22 protein-coding genes are annotated in these 25,578 nt (G+C 58.8%); 8 read left to right on the forward strand and 14 right to left on the reverse strand.

All coding sequences use genetic code 11. From position 1 onward, the window contains the following. Positions 1-8 precede the first annotated feature (8 nt). The 4 genes from I2I05_RS09385 to I2I05_RS09400 all read left to right on the forward strand — a co-directional run bounded on the left by I2I05_RS09385 (position 9) and on the right by I2I05_RS09400 (position 6,862). Positions 9-3,200, forward strand: coding sequence for an efflux RND transporter permease subunit (locus tag I2I05_RS09385; RefSeq protein ID WP_196281967.1), 3,192 nt, complete (start codon positions 9-11; stop codon positions 3,198-3,200). Beyond that, positions 3,193-4,638, forward strand: coding sequence for a TolC family protein (locus tag I2I05_RS09390; protein WP_196281968.1), 1,446 nt, complete (start codon positions 3,193-3,195; stop codon positions 4,636-4,638). Before I2I05_RS09385 ends, I2I05_RS09390 begins: the two co-directional genes overlap by 8 nt. Before the next feature lie 597 nt (positions 4,639-5,235). Continuing rightward, positions 5,236-6,039, forward strand: a complete 804-nt coding sequence (locus tag I2I05_RS09395) for a hydroxypyruvate isomerase family protein (RefSeq protein WP_230688236.1) — start codon at positions 5,236-5,238, stop codon at positions 6,037-6,039. A gap of 46 nt (positions 6,040-6,085) precedes the next feature. Beyond that, positions 6,086-6,862 carry a 3-keto-disaccharide hydrolase gene (locus tag I2I05_RS09400; protein WP_196281970.1) on the forward strand — a complete coding sequence of 259 codons (777 nt, stop codon included), beginning with the start codon at positions 6,086-6,088 and terminating at the stop codon, positions 6,860-6,862. A 35-nt stretch (positions 6,863-6,897) separates the two neighbouring features. Here the strand turns inward: I2I05_RS09400 and I2I05_RS09405 are convergent, their stop codons facing one another. From I2I05_RS09405 to I2I05_RS09455, 11 genes are all read right to left on the reverse strand, one after another. Beyond that, complete coding sequence (locus tag I2I05_RS09405) at positions 6,898-7,782, reverse strand: sugar phosphate isomerase/epimerase family protein (protein WP_196281971.1); 885 nt, start codon at positions 7,780-7,782, stop codon at positions 6,898-6,900. A 120-nt stretch (positions 7,783-7,902) separates the two neighbouring features. Beyond that, positions 7,903-8,376: a c-type cytochrome gene (locus tag I2I05_RS09410; protein ID WP_230688237.1), complete on the reverse strand. Its 474-nt coding sequence runs from the start codon at positions 8,374-8,376 to the stop codon at positions 7,903-7,905. A gap of 15 nt (positions 8,377-8,391) precedes the next feature. Then, the gene (locus I2I05_RS09415) at positions 8,392-9,444 is read right to left on the reverse strand and encodes a sugar phosphate isomerase/epimerase family protein (RefSeq protein WP_196281972.1); all 1,053 of its coding nucleotides are present in this window, start codon (positions 9,442-9,444) and stop codon (positions 8,392-8,394) included. Positions 9,445-9,451: 7 nt separating this feature from the next. Next, the gene (locus I2I05_RS09420) at positions 9,452-10,603 is read right to left on the reverse strand and encodes a Gfo/Idh/MocA family protein (RefSeq protein WP_230688238.1); all 1,152 of its coding nucleotides are present in this window, start codon (positions 10,601-10,603) and stop codon (positions 9,452-9,454) included. A gap of 103 nt (positions 10,604-10,706) precedes the next feature. Further along, positions 10,707-11,963 (reverse strand): nucleoside permease, encoded by a 1,257-nt coding sequence (locus I2I05_RS09425; RefSeq protein ID WP_196281973.1) that lies wholly within the window; start codon positions 11,961-11,963, stop codon positions 10,707-10,709. Between the two features lie 169 nt (positions 11,964-12,132). Beyond that, positions 12,133-12,738, reverse strand: a complete 606-nt coding sequence (locus I2I05_RS09430) for a gluconate 2-dehydrogenase subunit 3 family protein (RefSeq protein WP_196281974.1) — start codon at positions 12,736-12,738, stop codon at positions 12,133-12,135. Between the two features lie 11 nt (positions 12,739-12,749). Beyond that, a complete protein-coding gene (locus I2I05_RS09435) occupies positions 12,750-14,426 on the reverse strand; it encodes a GMC oxidoreductase (RefSeq protein ID WP_196281975.1) in 1,677 nt (558 codons plus the stop codon). An 82-nt stretch (positions 14,427-14,508) separates the two neighbouring features. Beyond that, entirely contained in the window at positions 14,509-15,501 is a 993-nt protein-coding gene (mgrA, locus tag I2I05_RS09440; RefSeq protein WP_196281976.1) for an L-glyceraldehyde 3-phosphate reductase, read from the reverse strand. Positions 15,502-16,477: 976 nt separating this feature from the next. Then, entirely contained in the window at positions 16,478-17,839 is a 1,362-nt protein-coding gene (locus tag I2I05_RS09445; RefSeq protein ID WP_196281977.1) for a 4Fe-4S binding protein, read from the reverse strand. A gap of 68 nt (positions 17,840-17,907) precedes the next feature. After that, positions 17,908-18,138: a hypothetical protein gene (locus I2I05_RS09450; RefSeq protein WP_196281978.1), complete on the reverse strand. Its 231-nt coding sequence runs from the start codon at positions 18,136-18,138 to the stop codon at positions 17,908-17,910. Between the two features lie 113 nt (positions 18,139-18,251). After that, entirely contained in the window at positions 18,252-19,589 is a 1,338-nt protein-coding gene (locus I2I05_RS09455; RefSeq protein ID WP_196281979.1) for an NAD(P)/FAD-dependent oxidoreductase, read from the reverse strand. Between the two features lie 87 nt (positions 19,590-19,676). Between I2I05_RS09455 and I2I05_RS09460 the strand changes: the two genes are divergently transcribed. The 4 genes from I2I05_RS09460 to I2I05_RS09475 all read left to right on the forward strand — a co-directional run bounded on the left by I2I05_RS09460 (position 19,677) and on the right by I2I05_RS09475 (position 22,645). Beyond that, positions 19,677-19,943, forward strand: a complete 267-nt coding sequence (locus I2I05_RS09460) for a hypothetical protein (protein WP_196281980.1) — start codon at positions 19,677-19,679, stop codon at positions 19,941-19,943. Positions 19,944-20,109: 166 nt separating this feature from the next. Beyond that, entirely contained in the window at positions 20,110-20,904 is a 795-nt protein-coding gene (locus I2I05_RS09465; protein WP_196281981.1) for a DUF547 domain-containing protein, read from the forward strand. Positions 20,905-21,015: 111 nt separating this feature from the next. Further along, the gene (locus tag I2I05_RS09470) at positions 21,016-21,447 is read left to right on the forward strand and encodes a hypothetical protein (protein WP_196281982.1); all 432 of its coding nucleotides are present in this window, start codon (positions 21,016-21,018) and stop codon (positions 21,445-21,447) included. A gap of 469 nt (positions 21,448-21,916) precedes the next feature. Further along, a complete protein-coding gene (locus tag I2I05_RS09475) occupies positions 21,917-22,645 on the forward strand; it encodes a carboxypeptidase-like regulatory domain-containing protein (RefSeq protein WP_196281983.1) in 729 nt (242 codons plus the stop codon). Between the two features lie 95 nt (positions 22,646-22,740). On the opposite strand, the gene I2I05_RS09480 is transcribed toward I2I05_RS09475, so the two are convergent. From I2I05_RS09480 to I2I05_RS09490, 3 genes are all read right to left on the reverse strand, one after another. Beyond that, entirely contained in the window at positions 22,741-24,216 is a 1,476-nt protein-coding gene (locus tag I2I05_RS09480) for an APC family permease (RefSeq protein ID WP_196281984.1), read from the reverse strand. An 81-nt stretch (positions 24,217-24,297) separates the two neighbouring features. After that, positions 24,298-24,837 (reverse strand): hypothetical protein, encoded by a 540-nt coding sequence (locus I2I05_RS09485; protein WP_196281985.1) that lies wholly within the window; start codon positions 24,835-24,837, stop codon positions 24,298-24,300. Between the two features lie 116 nt (positions 24,838-24,953). Continuing rightward, entirely contained in the window at positions 24,954-25,478 is a 525-nt protein-coding gene (locus tag I2I05_RS09490; RefSeq protein WP_196281986.1) for a hypothetical protein, read from the reverse strand. Between the last annotated feature and the right edge of the window lie 100 nt (positions 25,479-25,578).

Below are 25,578 nucleotides of genomic sequence, written 5' to 3' on the forward strand. Positions count from 1 at the left end.
GCCAGCATATGTTTAGTAAATTCATTCGGCGGCCCGTATTCGCCATTGTTATTTCGATTGTTATCCTGCTCATGGGAGGGCTGGCCATCATGCAGCTGCCCACGTCGCAGTTCCCCGAGATTTCGCCGCCGCTGGTGATGGTAAGCGCCTCATATCCCGGTGCCAGCGCCAAGGTGCTCACCGAGTCGGTGCTTATCCCGCTGGAACAGGCCGTGAACGGCGTGCCGGGCATGAAGTACATGACCTCCGACGCCGTGAGTGCCGGCGAGGCCAACATCCAGATTGTCTTCAACCTGGGCACCAACCCCGACCAGGCCGTGGTGAACGTGAACACCCGCATTGCGCAAGTGCTCAACCGCCTGCCACTGCTGGTGCAGCGCGAGGGCGTGATAGTGAACCGCGTGGTGCCTAACATGCTGATGTACGTGAACTTGTACTCGAAAGACAAAAACACGGACATGAAGTACCTGTTCAACTTTGCCGGCGTGAACATGCTGCCTGAGCTGCAGCGCATCAACGGCATCGGGCGGGCCAGCATCCTGGGCAGCCGGCAATATGCCATGCGCGTGTGGCTGAAACCCGACCGCATGCGGGCCTACAACATTTCGGTGGACGACGTGATGAAGGCGCTGGATGAGCAAAGCGTTATCGGCTCCCCGGGCCGCATCGGCCGGGCCGATGGCAAGCAGGCGCAATCGTTGGAGTACGTGCTCAGCTACCAGGGCCGCTTCAACGACGTGGAGCAGTACAAGAACGTGATTCTGAAGGCCAATGCCAACGGCGAGAGCCTGCACCTGAAGGATGTGGCCAACGTGGAACTCGGCTCGGAGTACTACGACATCTACTCCAACCTGAACCAGTACCCGTCGGCGGCTATCGTGCTGAAGCAGACTTACGGTTCCAATGCGTCGGATGTAATCAAGGAGGTGAAATCCAAGCTGGAGGAGCTTAAGAAAACCAGCTTTCCGCCCGGCATGGACTACAAAATCACCTACGACGTGTCGAACTTCCTCGACGCCTCGATTGAGAACGTGATTCATACCCTGCGCGACGCCTTTATTCTGGTGGCGTTGGTGGTGTTCCTGTTCCTGGGCGACTGGCGCTCGACGCTGATTCCGGCGCTGGCGGTGCCGGTGTCGCTGGTGGGCTCGTTCATGGCCATGCAGGCGTTTGGGCTTACCATCAATATGATTACGCTGTTTGCGCTGGTGCTCTCCATCGGCATTGTGGTCGACAATGCCATTGTGGTGATTGAGGCCGTGCACGCCAAGATGGAGGAGGAGCACCTCTCGCCCTACAACGCCGTGCGCAAGGTGGTGGGCGAAATCAGTGGCGCCATCATTGCCATCACCATCATGATGACGGCCGTGTTCATCCCGGTGTCGTTCATGAGCGGCCCGGTGGGCATTTTCTACCGTCAGTTTTCCATCACCATGGCCACGGCTATTGTGATTTCGGGCCTTGTGGCGCTCACGCTGACGCCGGTGCTCTGCGCCATGATTTTGAAGAATAACCACGGCCAGCCCAAGAAGAAAACGCCCATGCAGCGCTTCTTCGATGCTTTTAACCGCGGGTTTGAGAAGCTGATTAATGCTTATGTCGGCTTGCTGCAAAAGATTGTGGCCAACCGCCTCATCACCTTCGCCATGCTGCTGACCTTCGGGCTGGGCATCTGGGCCATCACGGCGCGGCTGCCGGCTGGCTTCATTCCGAGCGAAGACCAGGGCCTGATTTACGCCATTGTGCAGACGCCGCCCGGCACCACGCTGGAGCAAACCAACGCCGTGTCGCAGCGCCTGGCGGGTATGGCCAAGGACGTGCCCGGCATTGCCAATATCTCGTCGCTGGCCGGCTACGAAGTGCTGACCGAAGGCCGCGGCTCGAACGCCGGCACCCTGCTGCTCGACTTGAAGCCGTGGTCGGAGCGCAAGGAGTCCATCGCCGACATCATCGGCAATCTGGAGAAAAAAGCCCACGAAATCCCGGGCGCGACCATCGAATTCTTCGAGCCGCCGGCCGTGCCGGGCTACGGCGCGGCCGGCGGTTTCCAGCTGCAGCTGCTCGACAAAACCAACTCCGGTGACTATAAGGCCCTGGAAAAGGTGAACGCCGAATTCATGGCCAAGTTGAAGAAACGCAAGGAACTGGCCGGCCTGTTCACCTTCTTCTCGGCCAACTACCCGCAGTACGAGCTCAAGATTGACAACGAGCTGGCTATGCAGAAGGGCGTCAGCATCGGCAACGCCATGAACACGTTGAGCATTTTGGTGGGCTCAACCTATGAGTTGGGCTTCATCAAGTACCAGCGCTTTTTCAAGGTGTTCGTGCAGGCCTCGCCGGAATACCGTAAGCTGCCCGAGGACATTCTGAACATGTGGGCCAAGAACGACAAGGGCGAAATGGTGCCGTTCTCGGCCTTCATGAAAATCGTGAAGACCCAGGGCGCCAACGAAATCAACCGCTACAACATGTACACCACGGCCTCCATCCGGGGCGGTGCCGCCGAGGGCTTCAGCTCAGGCGAGGCCATCAAGGCCGTGCAAGAAGTGGCCCAGGACCTGCCCCACGGCTACAGCATCGACTGGGGCGGCCTGTCGAAAGACGAAGTGGGCCGCGGCAACGAGTCGACCATTATTTTCCTGGTGGTGCTGGTGTTCGTGTACCTGGTGCTGGCCGCGCAGTACGAAAGCTTTCTACTACCGCTGGCCGTAATCTTCTCGCTGATTGCGGGCGTCTTCGGGTCGTTTCTATTCATCAAGATGTTCGGCCTCGCCAACGACATCTACGCCCAGGTGGGCCTCGTGATGCTCGTCGGTCTGCTGGGAAAAAACGCGGTACTTATCGTCGAATTCGCAGCCCTAAAGCATGAAGAGGGCATGTCCGTCCGCGACGCGGCCATCGAAGGCGCCAAAGTGCGTTTCCGCCCGATTCTGATGACGTCGTTTGCCTTCATCGCCGGCTTGATTCCGCTGGTGGTGGCCACCGGCGCGGGCGCTATTGGCAACCGCACCATCGGCTCCTCGGCCCTTGGCGGTATGCTGTTTGGCACCGTGTTCGGCGTCATCATCATTCCCGGCTTGTACTACTTCTTTGGCACCTTGGCCGGTAACAGCAAGCTGATTCGGGACGAGAACGAGTCCCCCGTATTTGAAGGCGTAGAGCCTCGCGTATTAATTGAAGAAACCGAGCCTTATGCTTAAGAAACGCCTTTATCAATGCCTGAGCGCCGCCGGTTTGGCCCTCGCCGTGGGCGCCTGCAAAACGCCGGAGCTGGTGGTGAAAAACGAGAGCCGCAACACGCCGGCCAGCTATACCACCACGACTGCCGCCAGCCAGGATAGCGCCAACATTGCCCGCGTGCAGTGGAAGCAGTTTTTTACCGACCCCAACCTGCAAGCCCTCATCGGCACGGCCCTGCAAAACAACCAGGAGCTGAACATCACCCTGCAGGAAATTAAAATTGCTCGCAACGAAGTCCGCGCCCGCAGCGGCGAGTACCTGCCCTTTGTGGGCCTGGGTGCCCGCGCCGACGTAGAAAAAGTGGGCCGCTACACCCTGCAAGGCGCCACCGAGGAGCAGGTCGACATCAAGAAAAACCGCCACACGCCCGACCCGCTCACCAATTTCCAGCTAGGTGCTTACGCTACTTGGGAGGTTGACATTTGGCACAAGCTGCGCAACGCCAAGAAGGCCGCGGCCCAGCGCTACCTAGCGTCAGTAGAGGGCAAGAACTTCATGGTCACCAACCTGGTGGCTGAAATTGCCAACTCCTACTACGAGCTGCTGGCCCTGGATAATCAGCTGGCCATTGTGAAGCAGAACATTGGCATTCAAAGCAATGCCCTGGAGCTGGTGCGCCTGCAGAAAGAGTCGGCCCGCACCACCGAGCTGGCCGTGAAGCGCTTCGAGGCGCAGGTGCAGCATACCCGCAGCCTGCAATTCAAGCTCCAGCAAAGCATTGTTGAAACGGAGAATAAGTTGAACTACCTGGCGGGCCGCTACCCGCAGCCGGTGGCCCGCAACGACGAGTCTTTCAACAACTTGCAGCCGGCTATTATCACGGCCGGCATGCCCACCCAATTGCTCACCAACCGCCCGGACATCCGCCAGGCCGAACAGCAGTTGCTGGCCGCCAAACTGGACGTGCAGGTAGCCCGCGCCAATTTTTACCCTCGGCTGGGGCTTTCCGCTGCGGCTGGGTTGGCCGCATTCACGCCCGGCTTGCTGGTTTCAACTCCCCAGTCCATGCTCTATTCATTGGGCGGCGACTTGGTAGCGCCGCTGGTGAACCGCAACGGCATCAAGGCCGCGTACTACAGCGCCAACGCCGTGCAAACCCAAGCAGTGTACCAGTACGAAAAGACGGTGCTCAACGCTTACATCGAAGTTGGCAACCAGCTTTCGAACATCAACAACCTGGCAAAAAGCTACGACGCCAAGGCCAAGGAAGTAGCCGCCCTGAATCAATCCATCGACATCTCCAACAGCCTCTTCCGCTCGGCGCGGGCCGAGTACACGGAGGTCCTTTTCACCCAGCGCGACGCCCTGGAATCGAAGTTCGACCTCATCGAAACCAAGATGCAGCAGCTCAATGCCACGGTGAATGTGTACCGCGCCTTGGGCGGTGGCTGGAAATAATGATGCAAGCGGCCAAATGGCCTTACGCGGTTTAAATACGACGTCTTAGGGAATGAGTAAATCTAGGGAACGAGTAAATCGCCCACGTAGACTTTCGCTAAGGCGCCGATGACACAGGGCAGGCCGTTAAGCTTAATGAACTCGCCTGTTTGGCATTCATCATCCCAGCGAGGGAAACGTAACGTAAAATGGAAGCTAAGACCAACCTTCACTTTAACGGTGTTTTTTTATCAACTCTTACGGTACTAATTCGCAGATTATTACGATATTCAAATTCCTAGGTCTCATAAGTCTTCATTATCATGCCTGAAGGGTTACTACAGTTGTCTTTTTTGTCAACGCATAAGTAACGATTCTGCAGGTTTACCGCTGCCTATTTAAAATTCATAAGGCGTGACAATGTTTACTTTGTTGAGGACAATTTCGGCTGGCGCCTAACTCATATTTGCTGAAAAGCAAGCGCGCAGAAAATGGCAAGTCCTAGCTTTGCCTTATTACTAAACCCCTGCTTGTATGCCTTATCCAGACCGCCGAGCGGCCCTTAAATCCATTTTGGCAAGCACGGCCGCAGTTGGAGCTGCGGGGGCATTGAGTGCCATGATGCCTGCGGGAGAGATAGAACCACTGCCGTTAGCCCTTAAGGGCAACATCAACCACTCGGTGTGCCGCTGGTGCTACCAGGACTTGTCGTTGGAACAGCTGTGCGTGGCGGCCAAAAGCATCGGCATCAAAGGCATTGACTTGGTGGGGCCCGCCGACTGGCCCACACTGAAGAAACACGGCCTCGACTCGCCCATGTGCAACGGGGCCGAAATCAACCTCACTGATGGCTTCAACGACACACGGTTTCACGCCACGCTGCAGAAGAACTACGCGGCTATGATTCCGAAAGTGGCCGCGGCCGGCTATCAGAATCTGATTTGCTTCAGTGGCAGCCGGCGCGGCATGGACGACGCCACTGGCTGGGCCAACTGCGTGAAGGGCCTCACGCCGCTGCTGGCCCTGGCCAAAAAGCACAACGTGGTGCTGGTGATGGAATTACTCAACAGCAAAATCGACCACAAGGACTACCACTGCGACCGCACCGCCTGGGGTGTGGCGCTGGCCAAAAAGCTGGGCTCCGAGCATTTCAAGCTGCTTTTCGATATTTATCACATGCAGATTGATGAGGGCGACGTCATCCGCACGCTCACCGATAACCACGCCTACATCGGGCATTACCACACCGCCGGGGTGCCCGGCCGCCACGAAATCGACGACAGCCAGGAACTGAATTACCCGGCCATCATGCGGGCCATCAAAGCCACTGGCTACAAGGGCTATGTGGCCCAGGAATTTATCCCGAAGCAACCCGATAAAATTGCCTCGTTACGCAAAGCCGTGCAGCTCTGCGACGTGTAACCAGGCTCTGTTGTCAATTTTCGCCCGTTCTTCTTATCCTTTTTGCATGAACTTTCGCCTTTTTCTCGCAGTCCTTTTCGTGAGCGCCGTTGGGGCCGCTCAGGCCCAGCAAGCTGCCAAACCCGAAGAAACCGAGGTCTGGGAGCCCGCTCCCAAAGTGGTAACGCCAGGCAGGGCCAACGCAGACGCTCCGTCCGATGCGCTGGTGCTATTCGATGGCAAAAATCTGGACGAGTGGGTTTCGACCGAGAACCGCAATGCGCCGGCCAACTGGACTGTGGCCAAAGGCGTGTTCACGGTAAACAAGCCGGTGGGCAACATTGAAACCAAGCGCAGCTTCGGCAACTACCAGCTGCACCTGGAGTGGCGCGTGCCGGCCAACATCAGCGGCACGGGGCAGGTGCGGGGCAACAGTGGCATCTTCCTGGCTTCTTTGGGCAAAGGCGACTTGGGCTACGAATTGCAGCTTCTCGACGCCTACCAAAACAAAACCTACGTCAATGGCATGGCGGGCAGCATTTACAAGCAGCGCATTCCGGCCGCCAACCCAGCTCGCCGCCCCGGCGAGTGGCAGACCTACGACGTGGTGTGGACGGCCCCGACTTTCGCAGCCAATGGCGCCGTGGCCACGCCCGCCTTTGCCACCGTGTTTTTTAACGGCGTGCTGGTGCAAAACCACGTGGCCCTGGCCGGCCCCACCGTCTACATTGGCAAGCCCGCCTACCAACAGCCCCACGGCCCAGCCCCCATTAAGCTGCAGGCCCACGGCGACAAAAGCGAGCCACTGAGCTTTCGCAACATTTGGGTGCGGGAGTTGCCGTAGGGCAGCAGCGCTGACGTTGTAGTCCGCGCTGCTGCTTACACCAAATTTTTCTTGATGTAGGCCATGCTCTGGGTCACGCTATCGAAGGGCGAGCCGGGCGTGGCATCCTGCTCCACAAAGAAATATTGCAGTCCTGCTTCTTTGGCGTGGGCAAATATCTTTTTGAAGTCGATGCTGCCGTTGCCAACCTCGGTAAAGGACTTTTGCGGCGTGTGGTCCATGTCCTTCACGTGCCAGAGGGGGAAGCGGCCGGGGTGCTGTGCAAACAGCGTCAGCGGGTCTTTGCCGGCTTTGGTCACCCAGTAGAGGTCCAGCTCCATCTGCACCAGTTTCTTGTCGGTGGCCAGGAGCAGGTCGAAGGGGAGTTGGCCCTCCTGGGCCACAAATTCGAAGTCGTGGTTGTGGTAGCAGAGCTGCAGGCCGGCTTTTTGGCAGCGCTCGCCGGCTTTGTTGAGTTGGTCGGCCACGTACTTGTAGTGGTCAATGTTGCCGCGCTCGGATTGCGAGAGGTAGGCGCACACCATGTATTTGGCCCCAACGGCGGCGGCATCGTCCACGGCGCGGTCCCAACCGTGGAGCATGGTGCCCTGCACCGGGGCGCCGTTCATCTGCTCCTCGCCCAGGCGGTAGTGGCTGCTGGGCATAATCAGCCCGTTTTGCTTGAGCAGGGAGGCAAAACCCTGGGGCGTCATGCCGTAGAATTTCTGGCTGCCCGTGTAGGTGGCACCTTCTACGGAATTATACCCGATTTTGGCCAGCTGCGCGAGCGTGCCGGCCGGGTCTTTTTCCATGGCGTCGCGCACGGTGTAGAGCTGCAGCCCGATGTACTTTTTTTTGGGTGCCGCCAGCAGCGACGGTGCCACCAGCAGGCCAGCGGACAAGAGTGCGGCCGAAGCCAAAAAGTCTCTACGGGAAGTCATGGGCGAACGGGTTTAAGTTATTAGATAAGAAGAAGTCGCCTTGCGATTGAAAAAGCTCAGCCGCTGCATTTCGAATATCGGGCCAACTGTTTCTGAAGTAGGGTTGCTCCGCAATTTGGCCTACCTGAGGCTTAGAATATATTTGGCCATGGCCTGGGCATCATCGGCCGAAATGCCGGCGTGGGGCGTCATGGGAACCGCGCCCCAGTTGCCGGAGCCGCCATGGATGATTTTGCCGGCCAGCATGGTGGCGTTGGCTTCGGTGTTGGGGTACTTCTGCGCAATGGCCACGTAGGCCGGGCCTATCACCTTGTCATTCATTTTGTGACAGCTCGCGCAATCGGAAGCGGCCAGCAGGGTGGCGCCGGTGGGCACAGCAGCAACGCCGCCGGGGTGCTCGGTGCCAATCTTCGAGACGCTGGTGTCAATCTGGGGCTGCTGGGCCACCGCTTTCAAGTTAGAAGCCGTCGTGCTGTCGCCCTCCGAAGTAGCCGGGGTTTCCGTGCTGGTTTGGTCGGGTCCATCTTTTTTGTAGCCGGTATCGCAAGCGGCGAGCAGGCCGCAAAGGCTGAGGAGCAAAGCAGTTTTTTTCATGAGGATGCAGCGGGCTTAGATTCCCAGCAGGGTGTGGTTGAGGGTAGGATTGGGGGCTGTGGCGGCGAAGTCGTCGAAGGCTTTTTCGGTGACCCGAATAATATGGTCGCGGATGAAGGCCGCTCCTTCGCGGGCGCCATCTTCCGGGTGCTTGAGGGCGCATTCCCACTCCAGCACGGCCCAACCCGGAAAGTCGTATTGTGCCAGCTTGCTGAATATTGCCTTGAAATTAACTTGCCCGTCGCCCAAGGAGCGGAAGCGGCCGGCCCGGTTCGGCCAGCTCTGGTAGCCGCCGTACACGCCCTGCCGTCCCGTGGGGTTAAATTCGGCATCTTTGACGTGGAACATGCGGATGCGCTCGTGGTAGATGTCGATGTACTCCAGGTAATCGAGGCATTGCAGCACGAAGTGTGAGGGGTCGTAGAGCAGGCAGGCGCGCGGGTGCTGCTGCACACGCTCCAAAAATATCTCGTAGGTGACGCCGTCGTGCAGGTCTTCGCCGGGGTGAATTTCGTAGCACACGTCCACGCCGCACTCGTCGAAGGCGTTCAGGATGGGCGTCCAGCGCTTGGCAAGCTCGTCAAAACCGGCCTCAACCAACCCGGCTGGCCGCTGGGGCCAGGGGTACACCATCGGCCAAAGCAAAGCGCCGCTGAACGTGGCGTGGGCCTGCAAGCCCAAATTTTGGGATGCCTTGGCGGCGTATTTTAGTTGCTGCACGGCCCACTGCTGGCGAGCCGCGGGGTTGTTGCGGTAAGCTTCCGGCGCAAAGCCATCGAAGAGTTGGTCATAAGCCGGATTCACGGCTACTAGCTGGCCCTGCAAGTGCGTGGACAGTTCGGTGATTTCCAAGCCGGCGGCATTCACGATGCCCTTTACCTCGTCGGCGTAGGTTTTGCTCTCGGCTGCTTTTTGTAAGTCGATGAAGCGTGGGTCGCTGGTCGGGAGTTGCACGCCTTGGTAGCCAAGACCTTTCGCCCAGGTGCAGATGCTTTCCAAGCTGTTGAACGGCGCGTCGTCGCCCATGAATTGGGCCAGGAAAATAGCAGGTCCTTTAATGGTTTTCATGGGCAAATTAGGCAACGAAATCGGTCCATTTGGTGTCGGAATGACCCGAGGCAATGACGTTTTCAATGAAGGCCATGCCACGAATGCCGTCTGCTAAACTCGGGTAGTCCAACGCTTCGGGCGCGGCGGTTTGGCCCGCCATTTCTGCTTGTAAAGCCAGTGCGAAATTGCGGTACAGGTTGGCGAAGGCTTCGAGGTAGCCCTCGGGGTGGCCGGCGGGGGTCCGCGTATTATGCTGCGCGAAAGAACCCACGTAGCCCGTACCCGTGCGGCGGATTTCGGCCGGGCGGTCCAGCCAGCGCACCAGCAGGGTGTTGGCATCGGCCTGCTGCCATTCCAGGCCCCCTTTTTCGCCGTACACCCGCACACGGACGTTGTTTTCTTCACCCGCCGCGACTTGCGTGGCCACCAGCACGCCGCTGGCGCCGTGGCTTAGCCGGAGCAGTACCGCGCCATCGTCGTCGAGTCGCCGGCCGGGCACCACTACGTTGATATCGGCGCACAGCTTCTCGACTTGCAGGCCGCTCACGTATTCTAGCAGGTTGAAAGCGTGGGTGCCAATGTCGCCCATGGCCCCGGCGATGCCGCTTCGTGCCGGGTCGGTGCGCCAAGCCGCCTGCTTGTTATCGCTGCCCTCTTCAAAGCCGCTGAGCCAGCCCTGCGGATATTCCACGTACACCTTCCGGATGCCGCCCAGCGTGCCCGCCGCAATGAGTTGCCGGGCCTCTTTCACCATGGGGTAGCCGGTGTAGGTGTGCGTCAGGCACAGTTTCTGGCCGCTCGCGACGGCAATTTGTTGCAGTTGCTTGGCCTCGGCCAGCGAAAACGTCATGGGCTTGTCCAGAATGACGTGGAAGCCGCTTTGCAGCGCCAGTTTGGCCGGCTCAAAGTGCAAATGGTTGGGCGTGACGATGGCAATAACTTGTACCCGCTCGGCCGTGGGCCGCTGCTGTTCCTGCTCGATAAGCTCCTGGTAAGAGCCGTACACACGGTCGGGGGCCAGGCCCAGAAGTACGCCCGTGGCGCGGGACTTCGCGGCGTCGCTGCTGAAGGCGCCGGCCGTGAGTTCATACAAGCCGTCGAGGGCGGCGGCCATGCGGTGAATGCCACCGATGAAGGCGCCTTGTCCGCCACCAATCATGGCCAGTCGTAATTTCATAGAGAGTAGTTGGTTGGGAAATGGTAGAGGCTGTCAGCAAAGGACTACAACCCGTCATTCATAGCGCAGCGCAGCATGACGGGTTTTCTCAACATGTTTTCAATTAAACCTCCACGCGGGCCTTTGTCTCGGCGAGGGTGATTTCATCGGTTGAAGCCGTAGCCGGTACGCTTTGGTCTTTAAAAAGCAGCAGGAATACCGCCAACACCGCCGCGGCGATGCCCGCTGGAATCAGCCAGATGGTTTGCCAGTTGTGCTGGCCGCCGGTGGTTTGGTAAGCGTCCACAATCTGGCCCGAAAGGAGGGAGCCAATGAGCATGCCCACCCCGTAAGTGGCCAGGGTGATAAAGCCCTGGGCCGCGCTTTTCGATTGTTCTCCGGCGAGGTTATCGGTATAAATCTGACCGGTTACGAAGAAGAAGTCGTAGCAAATGCCGTGCATCACGATGCCCGCAATCAGCATCCAGTAGGCCGAATCGCCGTTGCCATAGGCGAAAAACAGGTAGCGCACCACCCACGCCGCCATGCCGATGGCCAGCATCTTCTTCACGCCCAGCCGCACGAAAAACACCGGAATCAGGAGCATAAACAGCACCTCCGATACCTGCCCGAGGCTTTGCACGCCCGCGGCCGATTTCATGCCCATCTCGTTCAAAAACGGGTTGGTGAAGCCGTAATAAAAAGACAGCGGCACGCAGATGGCCACCGAGGCCAGGAAGAAAATCAGGTACGAACGGTTGCGAAGCAGGCCGATGGCTTCTAGCCCCAGCAGCTCGCCCACGGTGCTTTTGCCCACTTTCTTGATGGGCGGCGTGGGCGGCAGCGTGAAGCTGAATACCCCCAGCAACGCCGATGCGCCCGCCGCCATGCGGAAGGTGAGCACGAGGTTGCCGCTTTGCTCCCAGTTCAACCAGCCGATGGTGAGGCCGGCAATAATCCAGCCCAGAGTGCCCAGCACCCGAATGGTAGCAAATTCCTTCTGCGGATTTTGCATTTGCCGGAAGGAAATGGAGTTCACCAAAGCCAGCGTGGGCATATACAAAATCATATAACTGAGCACGTAGGGGTAGAAGCTGCTGAAATCAGCCGCCTGAGAGGCCAGCCACAATAGGGCTGCCCCGGCCAAGTGCAGCACGCCCAGTATTTTTTGGGCTGAGAAAAACCGGTCCGCAATCAGCCCGATGATGAAGGGCGCCACAATGGCCCCAATGGACTGCGTGAGAAACACAGAGCCCACCTGCGTGCCGGTGGTGTTCAGGTTTTTCAGCAGGTAGGTGCCCAACGTCACAAACCAGGCGCCCCAGATGAAAAACTCCAGGAACATCATCAACGACAGCTTAAAGCGGATAACAGGAGTCATGGGCAGGGGTGAGGTATGGATTGCTGGGGATTGTTCAATTAAAGCACATTGCGGCGCGGAGCCGGGTCACCTCACCCCCGGCACCTCTCCGCGGGAGAGGGGAGCTTGACGCCTGCGCATAACCGGTGCCCCCTCTCCGCGGGAGAGGGTGACAGGGGTGAGGTTTCCGTTAGCTAGCCCAGGCGCGGTCGCCTTTTTTGTAGGGCACCGAACCCTCGTAACGGCCGGGCACGGGCAAGTAGCGCAGGGCCTGCGTGGCCCCAACTTCTGACGTAAAGTAGCCCAGCAGCGTGAGTTGCTTCATCATGCGGAAGTAATGGTTGGGGGCATCCTTGGGCTGCGTGGCGGAATAAGCCTTTTGTTCCGCATCCAGCGCGGTGAGGAAGGCGGTGCGCTCGGCCGGGGTGCTGTCCAGGAAGGTTTTGCCTTGCTTCTTCTGGCAGTCAACGTCGAGTTGGGCAATGCCGTTGAGGAAGACTTTCTGGTCCTTGGGTTCGTAACAGTCGCGCACCATCACGGCCATAAACTGGCCGACGTGGGCGGCTTTGGCGCCCGGCGTTTTGGTGGTGGGCAGGATGGTTTCGCCCACTTCGTCGAGAAAACTCACTTGCTGCGGACTCAGGAAATCCGGTTTTTGAGGGACTGGCTTTGCCGTTTTAACCGCGGCTTTGTCCTCTTTGGTCGGGGAGGAGCAGCTACTGAGAAAAAAGTCGGCTCCGATGACGGTGCCGCCCATGATGAGGGCAACTCGGGCGAGGGCGTCTCTGCGATTCATAGGAATGAGGCTTAGAGGTTTTGCTTCTTAAGCTCGCTCACGGCGTGGTCCACGGCGCGGGCCGTGAGGGCCATGTAGGTGAGTGAGGGGTTTTGGCAGGCGGCCGACGTCATACAGGAGCCGTCGGTCACGTACACGTTGGGGGCGTCCCACACTTGGTTGTACTTGTTCAATACCGACGTTTTGGGGTCTTTGCCCATGCGCGCGGTGCCCATTTCGTGGATGCCCGCGCCCAGAGCCATTTCCGTGTCGTAGCCCTTCACGTTCTTGATGCCCACTTTTTCCAGCATCTCAATGGCGTCCTGCTGCATGTCGATGCGCATTTTCTTCTCGTTGTCGTGCAGATAGGCATCGATGGCCAGCACGGGCAGGCCCCACTTGTCTTTCTTGGTTTTGTCGAGGTAGGCGCGGTTGTCGTGGTAGGGCAGGGTTTCGCCGAAGCCGCCGAGGCCCATGGTCCACTGGCCGGGCTCGCTGAGGGCGTCTTTAAACTCGCCGCCGATGCTCATTTCCGGGATTTCGCGGGCCCAGCCTTCGCGCCCGGCCCCGCCCTGGTAGCCGAAGCCACGCAGGTAGTCGCGCTTGTCGCCGAACAGGTTGCGGAAGCGCGGCACGTATACGCCGTTGGGCCGCCGCCCGTACACGTACTGGTCCTCAAATCCTTCGGCGTCGCCGTGGGCACCCACCCGCAGGTGGTGGTCCATGATGTTGTGGCCCAGTTCGCCGCTGCTGCTGCCCAAGCCGCCGGGCCAGATGTCGGTGGCTGAGTTCATCAGCAGCCAAGCCGAATTCAGGGTTGAGGCGTTCAGAAAAACGACCTTGGCAAAGTACTCATAGGTTTGGTTGGTCTCGGCGTCGAGCACTTCCACGCCCTTGGCCCGCTTGGTGTCCTTGTCGTAGAGGATTTTGGTGACGATGGAATGGGGCCGAAGCGTGAGGTTGCCGGTGGCCACGGCGGCTGGCATGGTGGCCGACTGCGTGCTGAAATACGCCCCAAACGGGCAGCCCAGCCAGCACTTGTTGCGGTACTGGCAGTTCACGCGGTTGTGGTGCGGCACCGTGATGTTGGCCGTGCGGCCAATGACCAGGCGGCGGTGCTCGTACTGCTTTTTGAGGCGGGCGGCCACGTCCTTTTCCACGCAGTTCAGCTCCATGGGCGGCATAAACTCGCCGTCGGGCAGCTGCGGCAGGCCTTCCTTTGAGCCGCTGATGCCGGCGAACTTCTCTACGTGGCTGTACCACGGGGCCAGGTCCTTGTAGCGAATGGGCCAGTCCACGGCGATGCCTTCCTTGGCATTGGCTTCAAAGTCGAAGTCGCTCCAGCGGTACGACTGCCGGCCCCAGGTGAGGGAGCGGCCGCCCACGTGGTAGCCCCGAAACCAGTCGAACGGCTTCACCTCCACGTAGGGGCTTTCCTTCTCGTTCACCCAGTAGTCGAGGTTGGTTTCGTTGAGGGTGTAGTCCCGCTTAAGCACCGGGTAGTCGGCCATCATCTGCTGGGTTTTGCCGCCGCGGTGGTCGAATTCCCACGGTGCCTTGTTGGCGTTCACGTAGTCCTTCACGTGCTCGATGTTGCGGCCCCGTTCCAGCATGATGGTTTTGAGGCCTTTTTCGGTCAGCTCCTTCGCGGCCCAGCCCCCCGAAATTCCCGACCCAATGACGATGGCATCGTAGGTGTTTTTTTCCATGTTTCGGCTTGCGATTGATGTGGGAATTAAGTGGAGAAAATTAAAGCGGAAGAATGAGGAGCCCGGGGTTAGGGGCTCAGTGTTAATCTTGCAAAATCTGCTCGATGCCGGCCAGCTCTTCCGGGCTGAACGCGGCCGATTCCAGGCAGCGCAGCGAGTCGGTAAGCTGCTCGGGGCGGCTGGCGCCGATGAGCACGGAGGTCACGCGCGGGTCTTTCAGCAGCCAGGCCAGGGCCATTTGGGCCAGGCTTTGGCCGCGGGTTTGAGCGATGTCGTTTAGGCGGCGAATCTGCTCGTGGCGCTCGGGCGTGAGGTGGCTTTCCTGCAAAAAGCCCACGCCCTTGGCCACCCGCGAATCGGCCGGGATGCCGTTGAGGTATTTATCGGTGAGCAGCCCTTGCGCCAGCGGCGAAAACGGGATGCAGCCCACGCCTTCCTGCGCCAGCACGTCGAGCAAGCCTCCTTCTACCCAGCGCTCAAACATGGAGTACTTGGGCTGATGAATCAGGCAGGGCGTGCCCAGTTCGCGCAATAGTTTGATGGCCTCGGCGGCTTCGGCAGGCTGGTAATTGGACAGACCCACGTACAGGGCCTTGCCCTGCCGTACAATGAGGTCGAGCGCGGCCATGGTTTCGGCCAGGGGCGTGTCGGGGTCGGGGCGGTGGTGGTAGAAAATGTCGACGTACTCCAGCCGCATGCGCTTCAGGCTTTGGTCGAGGCTCGAGACGAGGTATTTTTTCGAACCCCACTCGCCGTAGGGGCCGGGCCACATGTGGTAGCCGGCTTTGGTGGAGATAATCAACTCGTCGCGGTAGCCGCTGAAGTCTTCGCGCAGCACCCGGCCAAAGTTGGTTTCGGCCGAGCCGGGGGGCGGGCCGTAGTTGTTGGCCAGGTCGAAGTGGGTAATGCCGCTATCGAAGGCCAACCGCAGGATAGCACGGCCATTGGCCAGCGTGTCCACATCGCCGAAGTTGTGCCACAAGCCCAGCGACACCGCCGGTAATTTCAAGCCGCTCCGTCCGCAGCGGCGGTAGGGCATGGAGTTGTAGCGGGTGGGGCTCGGGAGGTAGGTCATGCAGCGGTAGTAGGAGCAACAGGCGCACGATGCCGACCCTGCGGGCTCCCAATGTACCGCAAACATTTGAATACTTGCTCTTCTAAACAGGCCCAGGCCAGCCGCTTGCCTTTGCCGATGCATTATGCTTCGTGCCGAGCCCCTTTGCGCCCGGTGATGAGGCCGCGGCGAACAAGGGATATAATTCTTAGTTACGGCTCTTTATCGGCTTGTCAACGGGCTTTCAGTTTGTCAGCAAGACGAGCTGGCCATATTAATTTCAGAGATTTCGGAACCACTATTTACTGAACGTTTGTAAACATTTCTATGTGCTAATAGTATGCTAATTATCAAGCGGATAAATAAGTTATTCTGCCATTTTCCGAGGAAAACCACCTGTTTTAACGGATTACCATTCCTCATGATTTACTTCCAGTTAATCCGTAGATTTCCATAATGTTTTTGAGAAGCTCGACTTGCTACTCTCCCAGTCGATTTTTATCTAAAACAATGCAGATTTGCTACACGCAACTGTCGTTCACAAACGTCAAATAATTGCCCTTGCAACCTCTTGCCTTCGCGCTTAGGCTTCCATATCGTTCTATTCCTAAATCGCGTTGAAACACCAATTCGTTCACCGTTTAATCTTCTAACCGGAAACCGGTGAGGGCAGTCGCGAAGAGATGGATGACAAAGCCCTTTCTTTCATTGAGCCATTAGCATAAGCCCAGTGCAAAGCGGCAGACAGCTCATTGTGATGCCGGCGGAATATATGAAGCTGGTTTGCTATTCAAAGTTTACTAAACCTTTAAGTGAGTTGCGTTTCGTGAATGACTTTACGTTCCACAGAGAGTCCACTTTGCCCACACACCACATTCAGGAGCTAGGTGCATTGGAAATGAATGGTCATAATTCCGAAGCCGGGGAATACAGCTCAAGTTGTCGCAGGGAGAAACCCCGGCTTAACCCGACACACAGTAGGATTAACCTTGCTTGATTAACTCAGTATCCGCAACGAATCCGCGTGAATCAGTTGCGAGCTTTGGTAACGTCCCTCACGGGGCCCGTTTTCCAGGTTGAGGACGCCGCGGGGGCAGGCGGTGCTGCACAGGCCGCAGCCTACACAGGAAGCCCGGACAATGGGCGCGCCGCGCTGGGCGTATTGCTTCACGTCGATGCCCATCTCGCATACGTTGGAGCAGTTGCCGCACGAAATGCACTGCCCGCCGTTGGTGCTGATGCGGAAACGCGAGAAGTGCTTTTGCAGCAAGCCCAGATACGCTGCCATGGGGCAGCCGAAGCGGCACCACACCCGCGAACCCAGAATAGGGTAGAAGCCCACTCCAATCACGCCCGAGAAAACGGCACCAATGGCAAAGCCGTACCACTTGGCACCCACGTTGCCGGCTTCACCGAGCAGCGTGCTGTTCAAGGCAAAATTTGCCCACAGCAATACCGTGATGGCAATGATGAGCCCCAGAATGGGGTAGATGAGGCGTACCTCCCAGCGCCAAGCGGCCCGGCTTTTGTCGGACAGCTGCCGGTAGGGGTCGCCGGCTGTTTCGGCCAGCCCGCCGCAGCCGCACACCCACGAGCAATACCAGCGCTTACCGTAGAAATACGTGAGCACGGGCGTGGCCAAGAAGGACATCACCGCGCCCCAAAACACCATGAACATGCCCACGCCGCCATTATGTACCAACCCCGTCACCGTGCCGGGAAACAGGTACTCGTACTTCAGCGGCCAGAAGTAGGTGAAGTAGAATTCCGGCTGCTGAAAGAACTGCAACAAACCCGGAATAATAAACGCGAAGCCGAGCTGAAAGAACATCACCGACCCGGTGCGAATCAGTTGGTAGCGGGAGTGCCGGTACTTCCAAAGCGCCCGGGTGCCCATGAGCAGAATGGCCAGCGTGTAGAACGTGCCGTAGAGAAACCATTGGTCGGCAGGCCGGGCGCGCAGCCACTGGCTAAAGTCGTCCAAGCCATGTACCAAGTTGTTGAGCGGCCCAAAATTGCCCCGGCCGTCGTCGCCGCTGTACCAGTACAGCACCACGTAAAAGCCCGTGAGCACGAGGCCCGTAACCCAGGCCACGGCGCCGCGCCCGGTGCTGGCGCGCAACCACAAATTATTCTGGTGTACGCCGGCCGGCTTTTGGCCAAATTTCAGCCAGCTCCAGGCCAGCGTTCCTGCACTCACCAGGCCCAGGGCGAGGTAAAGCCAGGTTTGCTGGCGGGCGGCGTCGGCGTCGGCCAGGGCCAGTACAAGGGCCAGTACGCCCGCGGCCACCGCCGCCAGGCTGAGCTTCTCGGCCGGCGAGGAAGTGGGCAGGGGCGGCGTGGCAAGCGTTGGGGTCATTGGGGGAGTGCGAAGGCCTGTTCTAAGGTTAGTTTGAGCCTGACCTTACCAGTCAGTTGTGCCGAATATCAATGATGGTGGTGGTCGTGCGGCTCATCGGGCTTGCCAAATAGATTGATGAGCGTGCCGACGATGTAGAAGCCCGTCCAGCACACATACAGCCAGTTGAAACCGGCGGGCGTATGGCCAACAAAAAAGTACAGAATCAAGTGGGCGCTAGCACTCATCAACAGGCCCGTGAGGGCAATGAACTGAAAGCTATTGAGCGCCGAAGGCCGGTAAAGTTTGGAGTAGTCCACGGGAGGAAGGAAGTAGTATAAACAAGAATGAATCGAAAAGCCTGGTTTTTAATTCGAAAAGTCTGAGGTAGTGGATAGCGTATAAGCTGCCAGAAATGGTCTGGTTTCGGAGTTCAACGCTTGGTGAAATTAAACAGGCCTTTCCGGTGCTTCAGCACCACGGGCTGCTGGGGAAATTGCTGGTTGAAGGCCTTCACGATGGTATTTTCGTGCTGCGGAAAGAACTCCGGGTCAAAATTAGCTTTGCCCAGCTGGGCCATCACCGTGGCCACGGCCGTGGCCTGCTGTATCCAGTGCTCGCACACGGCCTGGCGCAAGCGCAGGCCCATGGCATTGAACCCAACTACGGCGTGCGGCGCTTCGCTGCGGAAGTAAATGCGCAACGCCCCCCGCGCCGACGGATGTTCCCAATAGAAGCTGGTGAGGCCCGGCGTGGGGCCGGCCGGGGCCTGGCCGTAGGTCTGGTATTCGAGGTTGAAGAACTTGGCCGAGTTGAACCACACGCCGCGCCGGTAGGGTGTGGGGTGGCCGCAAATGGTGTGGGCCACGGTTTCGCCCTGCATGCGGCCGGTGTACCAGAGCTGTTCGATGGGCACTTCGCCGCTGGCAGGCCGCCGGAACTGGGCGCAGTCGCCGGCGGCGAATACGTTAGGAACGTTGGTGCGCAGGTATTCGTCAACCAAAATGCCGCGGTCGGTTTCCACATTCGAGGTCAGGGCGAGGCCCAGGTTGGGCGCCACGCCGGTGGCAAGGCCCACCCACTGGCAAGCTATTTCCTCGCCGGCGGTGGTGACCACGGCCCGCACCCGGCCCTGCGTGTCGCCCAAGATTTCGCGCAATTCGGTGCGGTAGCGCACAGTCACGTGGTTTTCTTGAAACTGCCGGTCAACCAGTTGGGCTTCCTCGGGCGGGAGCACGCCGGCCCAATAGCGGGCTTCGCGCACCAGCACCAGCGTTTCGATGCCCCGGCTGTGCAGCATTTCGGCCAGCTCTACCCCAATAAGGCCGCCGCCCACCACCACGCCCCGGCTGATGCCGTGGGTATCGCGGGTCATGGCCTGGAGGTCGGGCAGGTTGTAGAGGCCTTGCACGCCCGCCAGGTGTTGGCCGGGCCAGCCGTACAGCTTGCTCGCCGAGCCGGTGGCCAGCAGCAATTGGTCGTAGGCGAGGGTGGTGCCGTTGTCCAGCACCAGCAGCTGTTCTTCGGTATTCAGTAAAGTGGCGCTCGCATGCACCAGCTCCAGGCGGTTTTCGGCCCAAAACCAGTCTTCGTAGGGCTTGATGTCCTGCGGGCGCAGGTGGCCCATGTACACGTACATCAGCGCCGTGCGGGAGTAATGATGCGCGCTTTCGGCAGAAACCAAGGTTATTCGCGCTTCGGGGTTCAGGCGCCGCACCGCCACTGCGCACGTGACGCCGGTAATGCCATTGCCGATGATTACCAGGCGCATTGCTGAATGGATGAGGTGAGAGGCCAAGCCTATCGTCAAAAGTAACCGGGGCCGTACCACAATCCTACGCCCGGCCAGCCCGCGCCAGTGGACCCATCATTGGCTGGCAGCCGTTTCAACCTTGCGGCGCACCGGTTGTTTTCTTTTATCCGAGTACCAATCAGGAGTTTGCTGGTTCGGCCGTTTCATTACCTACCAGAGGGTTTGGCCAGACAATTCATTACTGCCGGATTCCTGAACAGGAGTGGCGGCTGCCTGGATTATGAAGCATTACTTTTTCGCAAACAAAAACGGGCGGTTGAACGCACTGATTTGCTCGGTGAAATGAATGATTTTGCGGTTGAACGAAAATAAAGAGCAAACTATTTTTTGGAAAAAATAGGGGTGATGCCTGCTTCACAGGCAGGAAATCCCCTTTTCATAATCCGATTTTGTTTCAAAATGGGAATACCATAAACGGCTAAATCCGACGCTGTGCCAACGTAGTAGCTCTGTCATCTTTAACGCTAAAGAACACCAGATGAAAAGTTTGTACAACTTCGGAATGGTTTGGGCAGTGGTATTGTGGTTGCTGAGCTTAAGCAACGCCGCGGCCCAGCAGGCGCCTTCGCCCACGGTGGCCCGGATTACGGCCCAGACAAATACTTTTCTGCACAAGTATGTGAATAAAAGCGGCAAGGTCGATTATGCCGGGATTCAAGTCAACCCACAGTTGCTGGACGAGTTGCTGACCTCGATTGCGGATTTTGATGCGGGCAAGACCGAAGTGGCCGACCAGTACGCCTTTTATCTCAATGCCTACAACATTCTGGTGATTGGGGAAATAGTCCGAAACTATCCGCTTCGCTCGGTGCAGGAGATGCCCGGCTTTTTCAACAAAACGTTGCTCAGCATTGCCGGGGAGCGCCTCACCCTCGACCAGATTGAGCTCGACAAGCTGCGCAAAATTTACGACGACCCCCGGCTGCATTTTGCCCTGGTGTGCGGCACTAGCAGCTGCCCGCGGTTGAGCCGCACGGCGTACATCGGCAAGCAATTGTTTGTGCAGCTAAACAACCAAGCCCGGTTTGCGATGCTCGACCCCAGCTACGTGAAAGTGGACGAGCAGAACAAGCTGGTGCGGCTGCCGGAGATTTTCAAATGGTACGAAACCGACTTCAGCGCGAGTGGCAAAACGGGTGTTTCCTACGTCAATCAATTTCGGAAGGATAGTACCGTGCCCACCTGGTTTTCGGTGGTTTATTATCCCTACAATTGGTCGTTGAACGACCAGAAGTTCACGGAAGAAGTGACGGCTGAGCGGGCCGGCCGCTGAGGGAAAGCGGCGGACGGTCGCAAGGCTGCCGCCTGACTTTGCAGCAACGTAAGCCGGGGCGTTGCGTACGCTTAATTACTGCAATTCCCCACTCACATCAGCGCTACCCTTATGCTTCCCGACAACATATCCGGCAACGGCACCGAACCCAACGAAGGCGAAAACGCCGACATTACCGAAAACAAGAATTTCCCGAAAAACGAAGAGCTGGAAAGACAGAAAGCGTACAAGCAGGACCAGAGCAACAACAAGTCCAGCAACGACCCCTCGGCCGCCCGCAACACCGGCGCTAACGACTACACCCAGCGCGAAAACCAGAAAGACCAGCTGGACAACCTGCACATCGGCGGCTCCGAAACCGAGCCCCAGGGCGGCAACGACCACCACGGGGCCGGCGAACAAGCCCAAGGCCCCGGTTTCGAAGCCGAAGGCAGCATCGAGTTGGACCACAATCTACGCACCCGCGAGCAGCCATTCGGAGCCAAAGAGGCTTCGGGTGAAGCCACGCCCGCTGGCCACAACGAAAGCATCAGCGACGGCTAACGCATTAGCAAGTCATTTTACGGAGCCCCACCCCAGCGCGGTACCGGGAGCTACGGCTGCGAAGGCAGCTGCTGGTTCTTGGCCCCGCGCTAGGGTGGGGCTTTTTGTGTACACTACAGCCGTGCGCATTGGTGTTGCCGCGTTTGGGCTGATTCACAGCAGCCCCTGGGCGTAACTTGCTAAGGAGGAGTTTCCGCCCGAGGCGAAATGTGAGTAGAGAAGGAGTGAGGTGGATGTTTCGTCATACTCTGCTCCCGAAGGAGTTTTGCCTCCTTCCAAGGGTTAAATACCCGCTTGCTCACGACGCCTTTCGCTGCTGCGGTTGAGTTTTTTTTCGCAGGTGTACAAAAAAAACAATCATGAGAGGGGATAACGCGCCAAAAGCTTAACTTGCGGGTCTAGTTGGGATAGTGGCTTTAGCCTTCATCCTTTTCCAATTGCTTTTGAACACCTTCATTAATTCCAAAATATGAATCCCGAAAATCTACAAAAAGCAGAGCCAGAACAGTACGACCCCAACTTGGATGCCCAAGATGAAGAAGTTGTGTCGGGTGGCAACAATCGATTGTTATATGTGCTACTAGCAGTAGTGGTGGCATTGGTGATTGGCTACGTGGCCCTGCCCAAAGGTGGTGGCGATGGCATAGCGTCGGTAACGCCGTCGTTTATGCTGGACGATGCCGCCGTGACGGGCACAACGCCCACCGCGGCCGATAGCATTGCGGCGGGGCTTAAAGCAGCCCCCGTTGCGAAAGAAGAAGAAGAGGAAGAAAAGACCACCGCTAAACCAAGCGAAAAGGCCGCCCTAGCTGCCAAAACGGTGGCCCCCGCCGCCGGGCCGGTTGCCGTGGCGGCTCCGGTGGCAGCAGCTCCTGCACCTGCTCCCGAGCCGGTACCAGAAGCTGCCCCTGCGCCAGCCCCCGAGCCCGCCGCGCCTGCGTTCGTCACGATGTCGGGCAAGATTGAGGACGAAAACGGCCGCCCCATGGTGGGCGCCACCGTGCTGCTGAAGGGCAGCAGCAAAGGCACCAGCACCGACGCCAGCGGCAACTACTCTTTTGAAGTGCCCAACGATAAAGACCACACCCTCGTTTTTGGCTACGGCGGCTACGAAGATGAAGTGGTGCGCAGCTCCGGCAGCCGGCCCGTGAACGTGACCCTGACTCCGCGGGCCAAGGCCGGGCGGAGCCGGCGCTAGCATCTGCGGGTGCCTGGGGCACTGTGCTGTTTCAAAAGTTCACACAAAAAAGGCCTCCCATCGGGAGGCCTTTTTTGTGTGCGTATGCCAGCGCGTTATGCCGTACGGTTGCCGAACCGGCGGCCGAAGAGGAAGTAAACGGGCAGTCCCAGTGCCATCAGGCCCAGGCCTCGGCGCGAAAACTCTGCCGTGTCCGGCGCAAAAAGCAGGATGATGCAGAAAGTGGAAGCGAGCAGAACGTACAGGCCGGGTACCAGTGGGTAGCCCCAGGCACGGTAGGGCCGGGGCGCCTCGGGGCGGGTGCGGCGCAATACAAAAATGCCGATGATGGTGACGACATAAAACAGGATGACGGAGAACATCACGTAGTCGAGCAACTGCCCGTATTTGCCGCTCAGGCAGAGCAAACACGCCCAGAAGCACTGGGCCCACAGCGCTCGGCTGGGAACACCAGCCCCGTTGAGGCGCGCCAGCCCTGGGAAAAACAAGCCATCCTTGGCCATAGCAAAATAGGCGCGCGCGCCGCTGAGGATGATGCCGTTGTTAGCGCCAAAGGTGCTCAGCATGATGAGCACCGCCATCACGTAAGCACCCGCCCGACCCAGCACCGACTCGGCCACGGCTGTGGCTACCCGGTCGTCGGTGGCGTACATGATGCCGCGGCCGGCCAGAGTGGTGGCTTCAGGTGAGCCGTTGATGGGCAGCACCAGCAAATACACCACGTTGATGAGAATGTAGAGGGCCGTGACAATGGCCGTGCCGATGGCCATGCTGCGCACCAGTGTGCGCTCGGGGTTTTGAATTTCCTCGCCGGCAAAGCCGATGTTATTCCACGAGTCGGAAGAAAACAGCGAACCCGTCATGGCCATGCCGATGGCTACCACCAGGGTGGTGCCGCTGATGGGTATGGTGGGCGCCGAAACGCCCGGCGCCGCGTGCCGGCTGGCCGACCACAAATCGGCAAAATTGGCCGCGATGGCTTCGGAATTCATTCCCAAGGCCACGCCTAGCACAATGAGCAAGCCCAGCGCTATCAGCTTGGTGCTGCCCAGCACGTTTTGGATGAGCTTGCCGGTGCGCACCCCTTGCGCGTTGAGGGCGGTGATTCCGACGATAAGCAGGATGGCCAGCAACTGCACCGAGCTAAAGTCGAAGCTGCCGACTGAGAACAGAATGTTCTGCACACTGAAAAAAGGCAGCAGCACGCCCGTGAACTTGGCGAATGCCACGGCCACCGCCGCAATCACGCCGGTTTGAATGACGAGGAACAGCGTCCAGCCGTACAAGAAGGCAGTGAGGCGGCCAAAGGCTTCGCGTAGGTACACGTACTGGCCGCCTACTTTAGGAAACATGCTGGCCAGTTCGCCGTAGCTGATGGCACCGGCCATGGTGATGACGCCCGTGAGCAGCCACACCACCAGCAGCCAGCCGGAGGAGCCTACTTTCCGGGCGATGTCGGCCGAAACAATGAAGATGCCCGAGCCTATCATGCTGCCAGTGACCAGCATAATGGCATCGAAGAGGGTGATGGCCCGTTGAAAATGGGGTTGTGAAGGTTGAGGTTCGGTCATATAAAAGCGGAGATTTTTGTCAAAGAAAACGAAAAGGCCCGCCGTGAACGGCGAGCCCGGATAAACGAGACTGTAAATGGCTTAAAATTCGCTGCGGTCATACCAACTGCGCATGCGCCACGGGTCGTTGCGGTTTTTGCGCACGAGCACCAGCCGGGCCGTGCCCGAACCCGAAAACCGCTCGTTGTCGCGTTGCTCGATGGTGAGCAAAAATGAGCGTTCCACGCTCGCCAGCGTGTCCGAGGCGAGGGTGTCGGAGCTGGGCAGGTACTGCGTCCACTGCAGGTTGGTGGAGCGGGCGGCCCGGAACAAGCGGTAAGTGGTGTTGGCGTCCACGTCGCGCGTCCAGGAACGGTCGAGGTTGGCGGCGAAGTCGCGGTAGGTAAACCGGAACTCCGGCGCCAGCAGTTGGCCGTATAGGGTAGAATCCCGCAGCTGGTAGGCCGCCCGAAACCGATCGAAGAAGCCACGGACGGTGACGGGGTTGCCCAACAGGTCGTTTTCGTTCGCGGGAACCTCGTCGAGCGCCGGGGCGAAGGGATTGCAGCCCGGAACCGTCAGCATCAGCACGATGCCGGCCAGCAGCCCCACCGGAAACAACGGACGCAACGGCCTCTTCATAAGACGAAATATACGTGATGATGAGTTGAAAAAAGCCAGAGCGGACGAGTTTGTTGCGGCGTGGCTGCGGTCGTCCATACCCAGCGGCCGGTTCATTCGGGTTTTTACAGCCGCTGCTAGCGTGTGCTGAAATACTTTTTCAGGTCCGTCCAGCACAAGCCCGGGCCGGTGCGTTGGTCCCGCCAGGCAATGATGCGCCACTCGTTGTTGCGGCGCCGCAGAATGAGGCGAATGTTGCCTTGCAGCAATCCGGCGCGAAAGGCAGTGTCCTGCTGGCTGATGCGGAGCTCGTACAGCGCCGAAACCTCCACCGAATCCGTTGTGTAGAGTTGGTCGCGCCGGTCGGTGAGCACCAGCGAATTGGTGGTGCCCGCGGGCGTGCGGCGGCGCAGGCTGGTGAAATAGGTGACTTCCTCGGGGACGCTCCAGTTGGCGAAGAGGGCTGGCGTGGAGCCGGCGCTGGTTGGGTCGGGCACAAAACGGAAGTCGGGCCCGCTGAAGCTGCGTTCGTAGTTGGCCGCGTTCACCCGCTGGACGGCAGTGGTGAAATTGGCCAGCAAAATATCTACTTGAGTGGGCTGAATCCATTCGCTGGAAGCCGCCGCTGGCTCGGGCTCGCGTAGCTGAAAACAGCCCGGCAAGAGCAGCAGCCCCCCCACCAAAACTGACCCTGCCACCGCATCCCTGCCCCGCGCTCGCGCCAGCCAAGCAAGGCAGCACGAAGCAGAAAGCAAAAATTTG

It is taken from the genome of Hymenobacter jeongseonensis (assembly GCF_015694725.1).
In the GTDB taxonomy this organism is placed as follows: Bacteria; Bacteroidota; Bacteroidia; order Cytophagales; family Hymenobacteraceae; genus Hymenobacter; species Hymenobacter jeongseonensis.

What these genes read in the sequence shown, in the direction of transcription:
- I2I05_RS09480 (WP_196281984.1), bottom strand. Translation starts at nt 24,216, where the DNA reads ATGACCGAACCTCAACCTTCACAACCCCATTTTCAACGGGCCATCACC.
- I2I05_RS09420 (WP_230688238.1), bottom strand. Translation starts at nt 10,603, where the DNA reads ATGAAATTACGACTGGCCATGATTGGTGGCGGACAAGGCGCCTTCATC.
- I2I05_RS09485 (WP_196281985.1), bottom strand. Translation starts at nt 24,837, where the DNA reads ATGAAGAGGCCGTTGCGTCCGTTGTTTCCGGTGGGGCTGCTGGCCGGC.
- I2I05_RS09415 (WP_196281972.1), bottom strand. Translation starts at nt 9,444, where the DNA reads ATGAAAACCATTAAAGGACCTGCTATTTTCCTGGCCCAATTCATGGGC.
- I2I05_RS09400 (WP_196281970.1), top strand. Translation starts at nt 6,086, where the DNA reads ATGAACTTTCGCCTTTTTCTCGCAGTCCTTTTCGTGAGCGCCGTTGGG.
- I2I05_RS09410 (WP_230688237.1), bottom strand. Translation starts at nt 8,376, where the DNA reads ATGAAAAAAACTGCTTTGCTCCTCAGCCTTTGCGGCCTGCTCGCCGCT.
- I2I05_RS09465 (WP_196281981.1), top strand. Translation starts at nt 20,110, where the DNA reads ATGAAAAGTTTGTACAACTTCGGAATGGTTTGGGCAGTGGTATTGTGG.
- I2I05_RS09455 (WP_196281979.1), bottom strand. Translation starts at nt 19,589, where the DNA reads ATGCGCCTGGTAATCATCGGCAATGGCATTACCGGCGTCACGTGCGCA.
- I2I05_RS09475 (WP_196281983.1), top strand. Translation starts at nt 21,917, where the DNA reads ATGAATCCCGAAAATCTACAAAAAGCAGAGCCAGAACAGTACGACCCC.
- I2I05_RS09470 (WP_196281982.1), top strand. Translation starts at nt 21,016, where the DNA reads ATGCTTCCCGACAACATATCCGGCAACGGCACCGAACCCAACGAAGGC.
- I2I05_RS09430 (WP_196281974.1), bottom strand. Translation starts at nt 12,738, where the DNA reads ATGAATCGCAGAGACGCCCTCGCCCGAGTTGCCCTCATCATGGGCGGC.
- I2I05_RS09445 (WP_196281977.1), bottom strand. Translation starts at nt 17,839, where the DNA reads ATGACCCCAACGCTTGCCACGCCGCCCCTGCCCACTTCCTCGCCGGCC.
- I2I05_RS09405 (WP_196281971.1), bottom strand. Translation starts at nt 7,782, where the DNA reads ATGACTTCCCGTAGAGACTTTTTGGCTTCGGCCGCACTCTTGTCCGCT.
- mgrA (WP_196281976.1), bottom strand. Translation starts at nt 15,501, where the DNA reads ATGACCTACCTCCCGAGCCCCACCCGCTACAACTCCATGCCCTACCGC.
- I2I05_RS09435 (WP_196281975.1), bottom strand. Translation starts at nt 14,426, where the DNA reads ATGGAAAAAAACACCTACGATGCCATCGTCATTGGGTCGGGAATTTCG.
- I2I05_RS09425 (WP_196281973.1), bottom strand. Translation starts at nt 11,963, where the DNA reads ATGACTCCTGTTATCCGCTTTAAGCTGTCGTTGATGATGTTCCTGGAG.
- I2I05_RS09385 (WP_196281967.1), top strand. Translation starts at nt 9, where the DNA reads ATGTTTAGTAAATTCATTCGGCGGCCCGTATTCGCCATTGTTATTTCG.
- I2I05_RS09395 (WP_230688236.1), top strand. Translation starts at nt 5,236, where the DNA reads ATGATGCCTGCGGGAGAGATAGAACCACTGCCGTTAGCCCTTAAGGGC.
- I2I05_RS09390 (WP_196281968.1), top strand. Translation starts at nt 3,193, where the DNA reads ATGCTTAAGAAACGCCTTTATCAATGCCTGAGCGCCGCCGGTTTGGCC.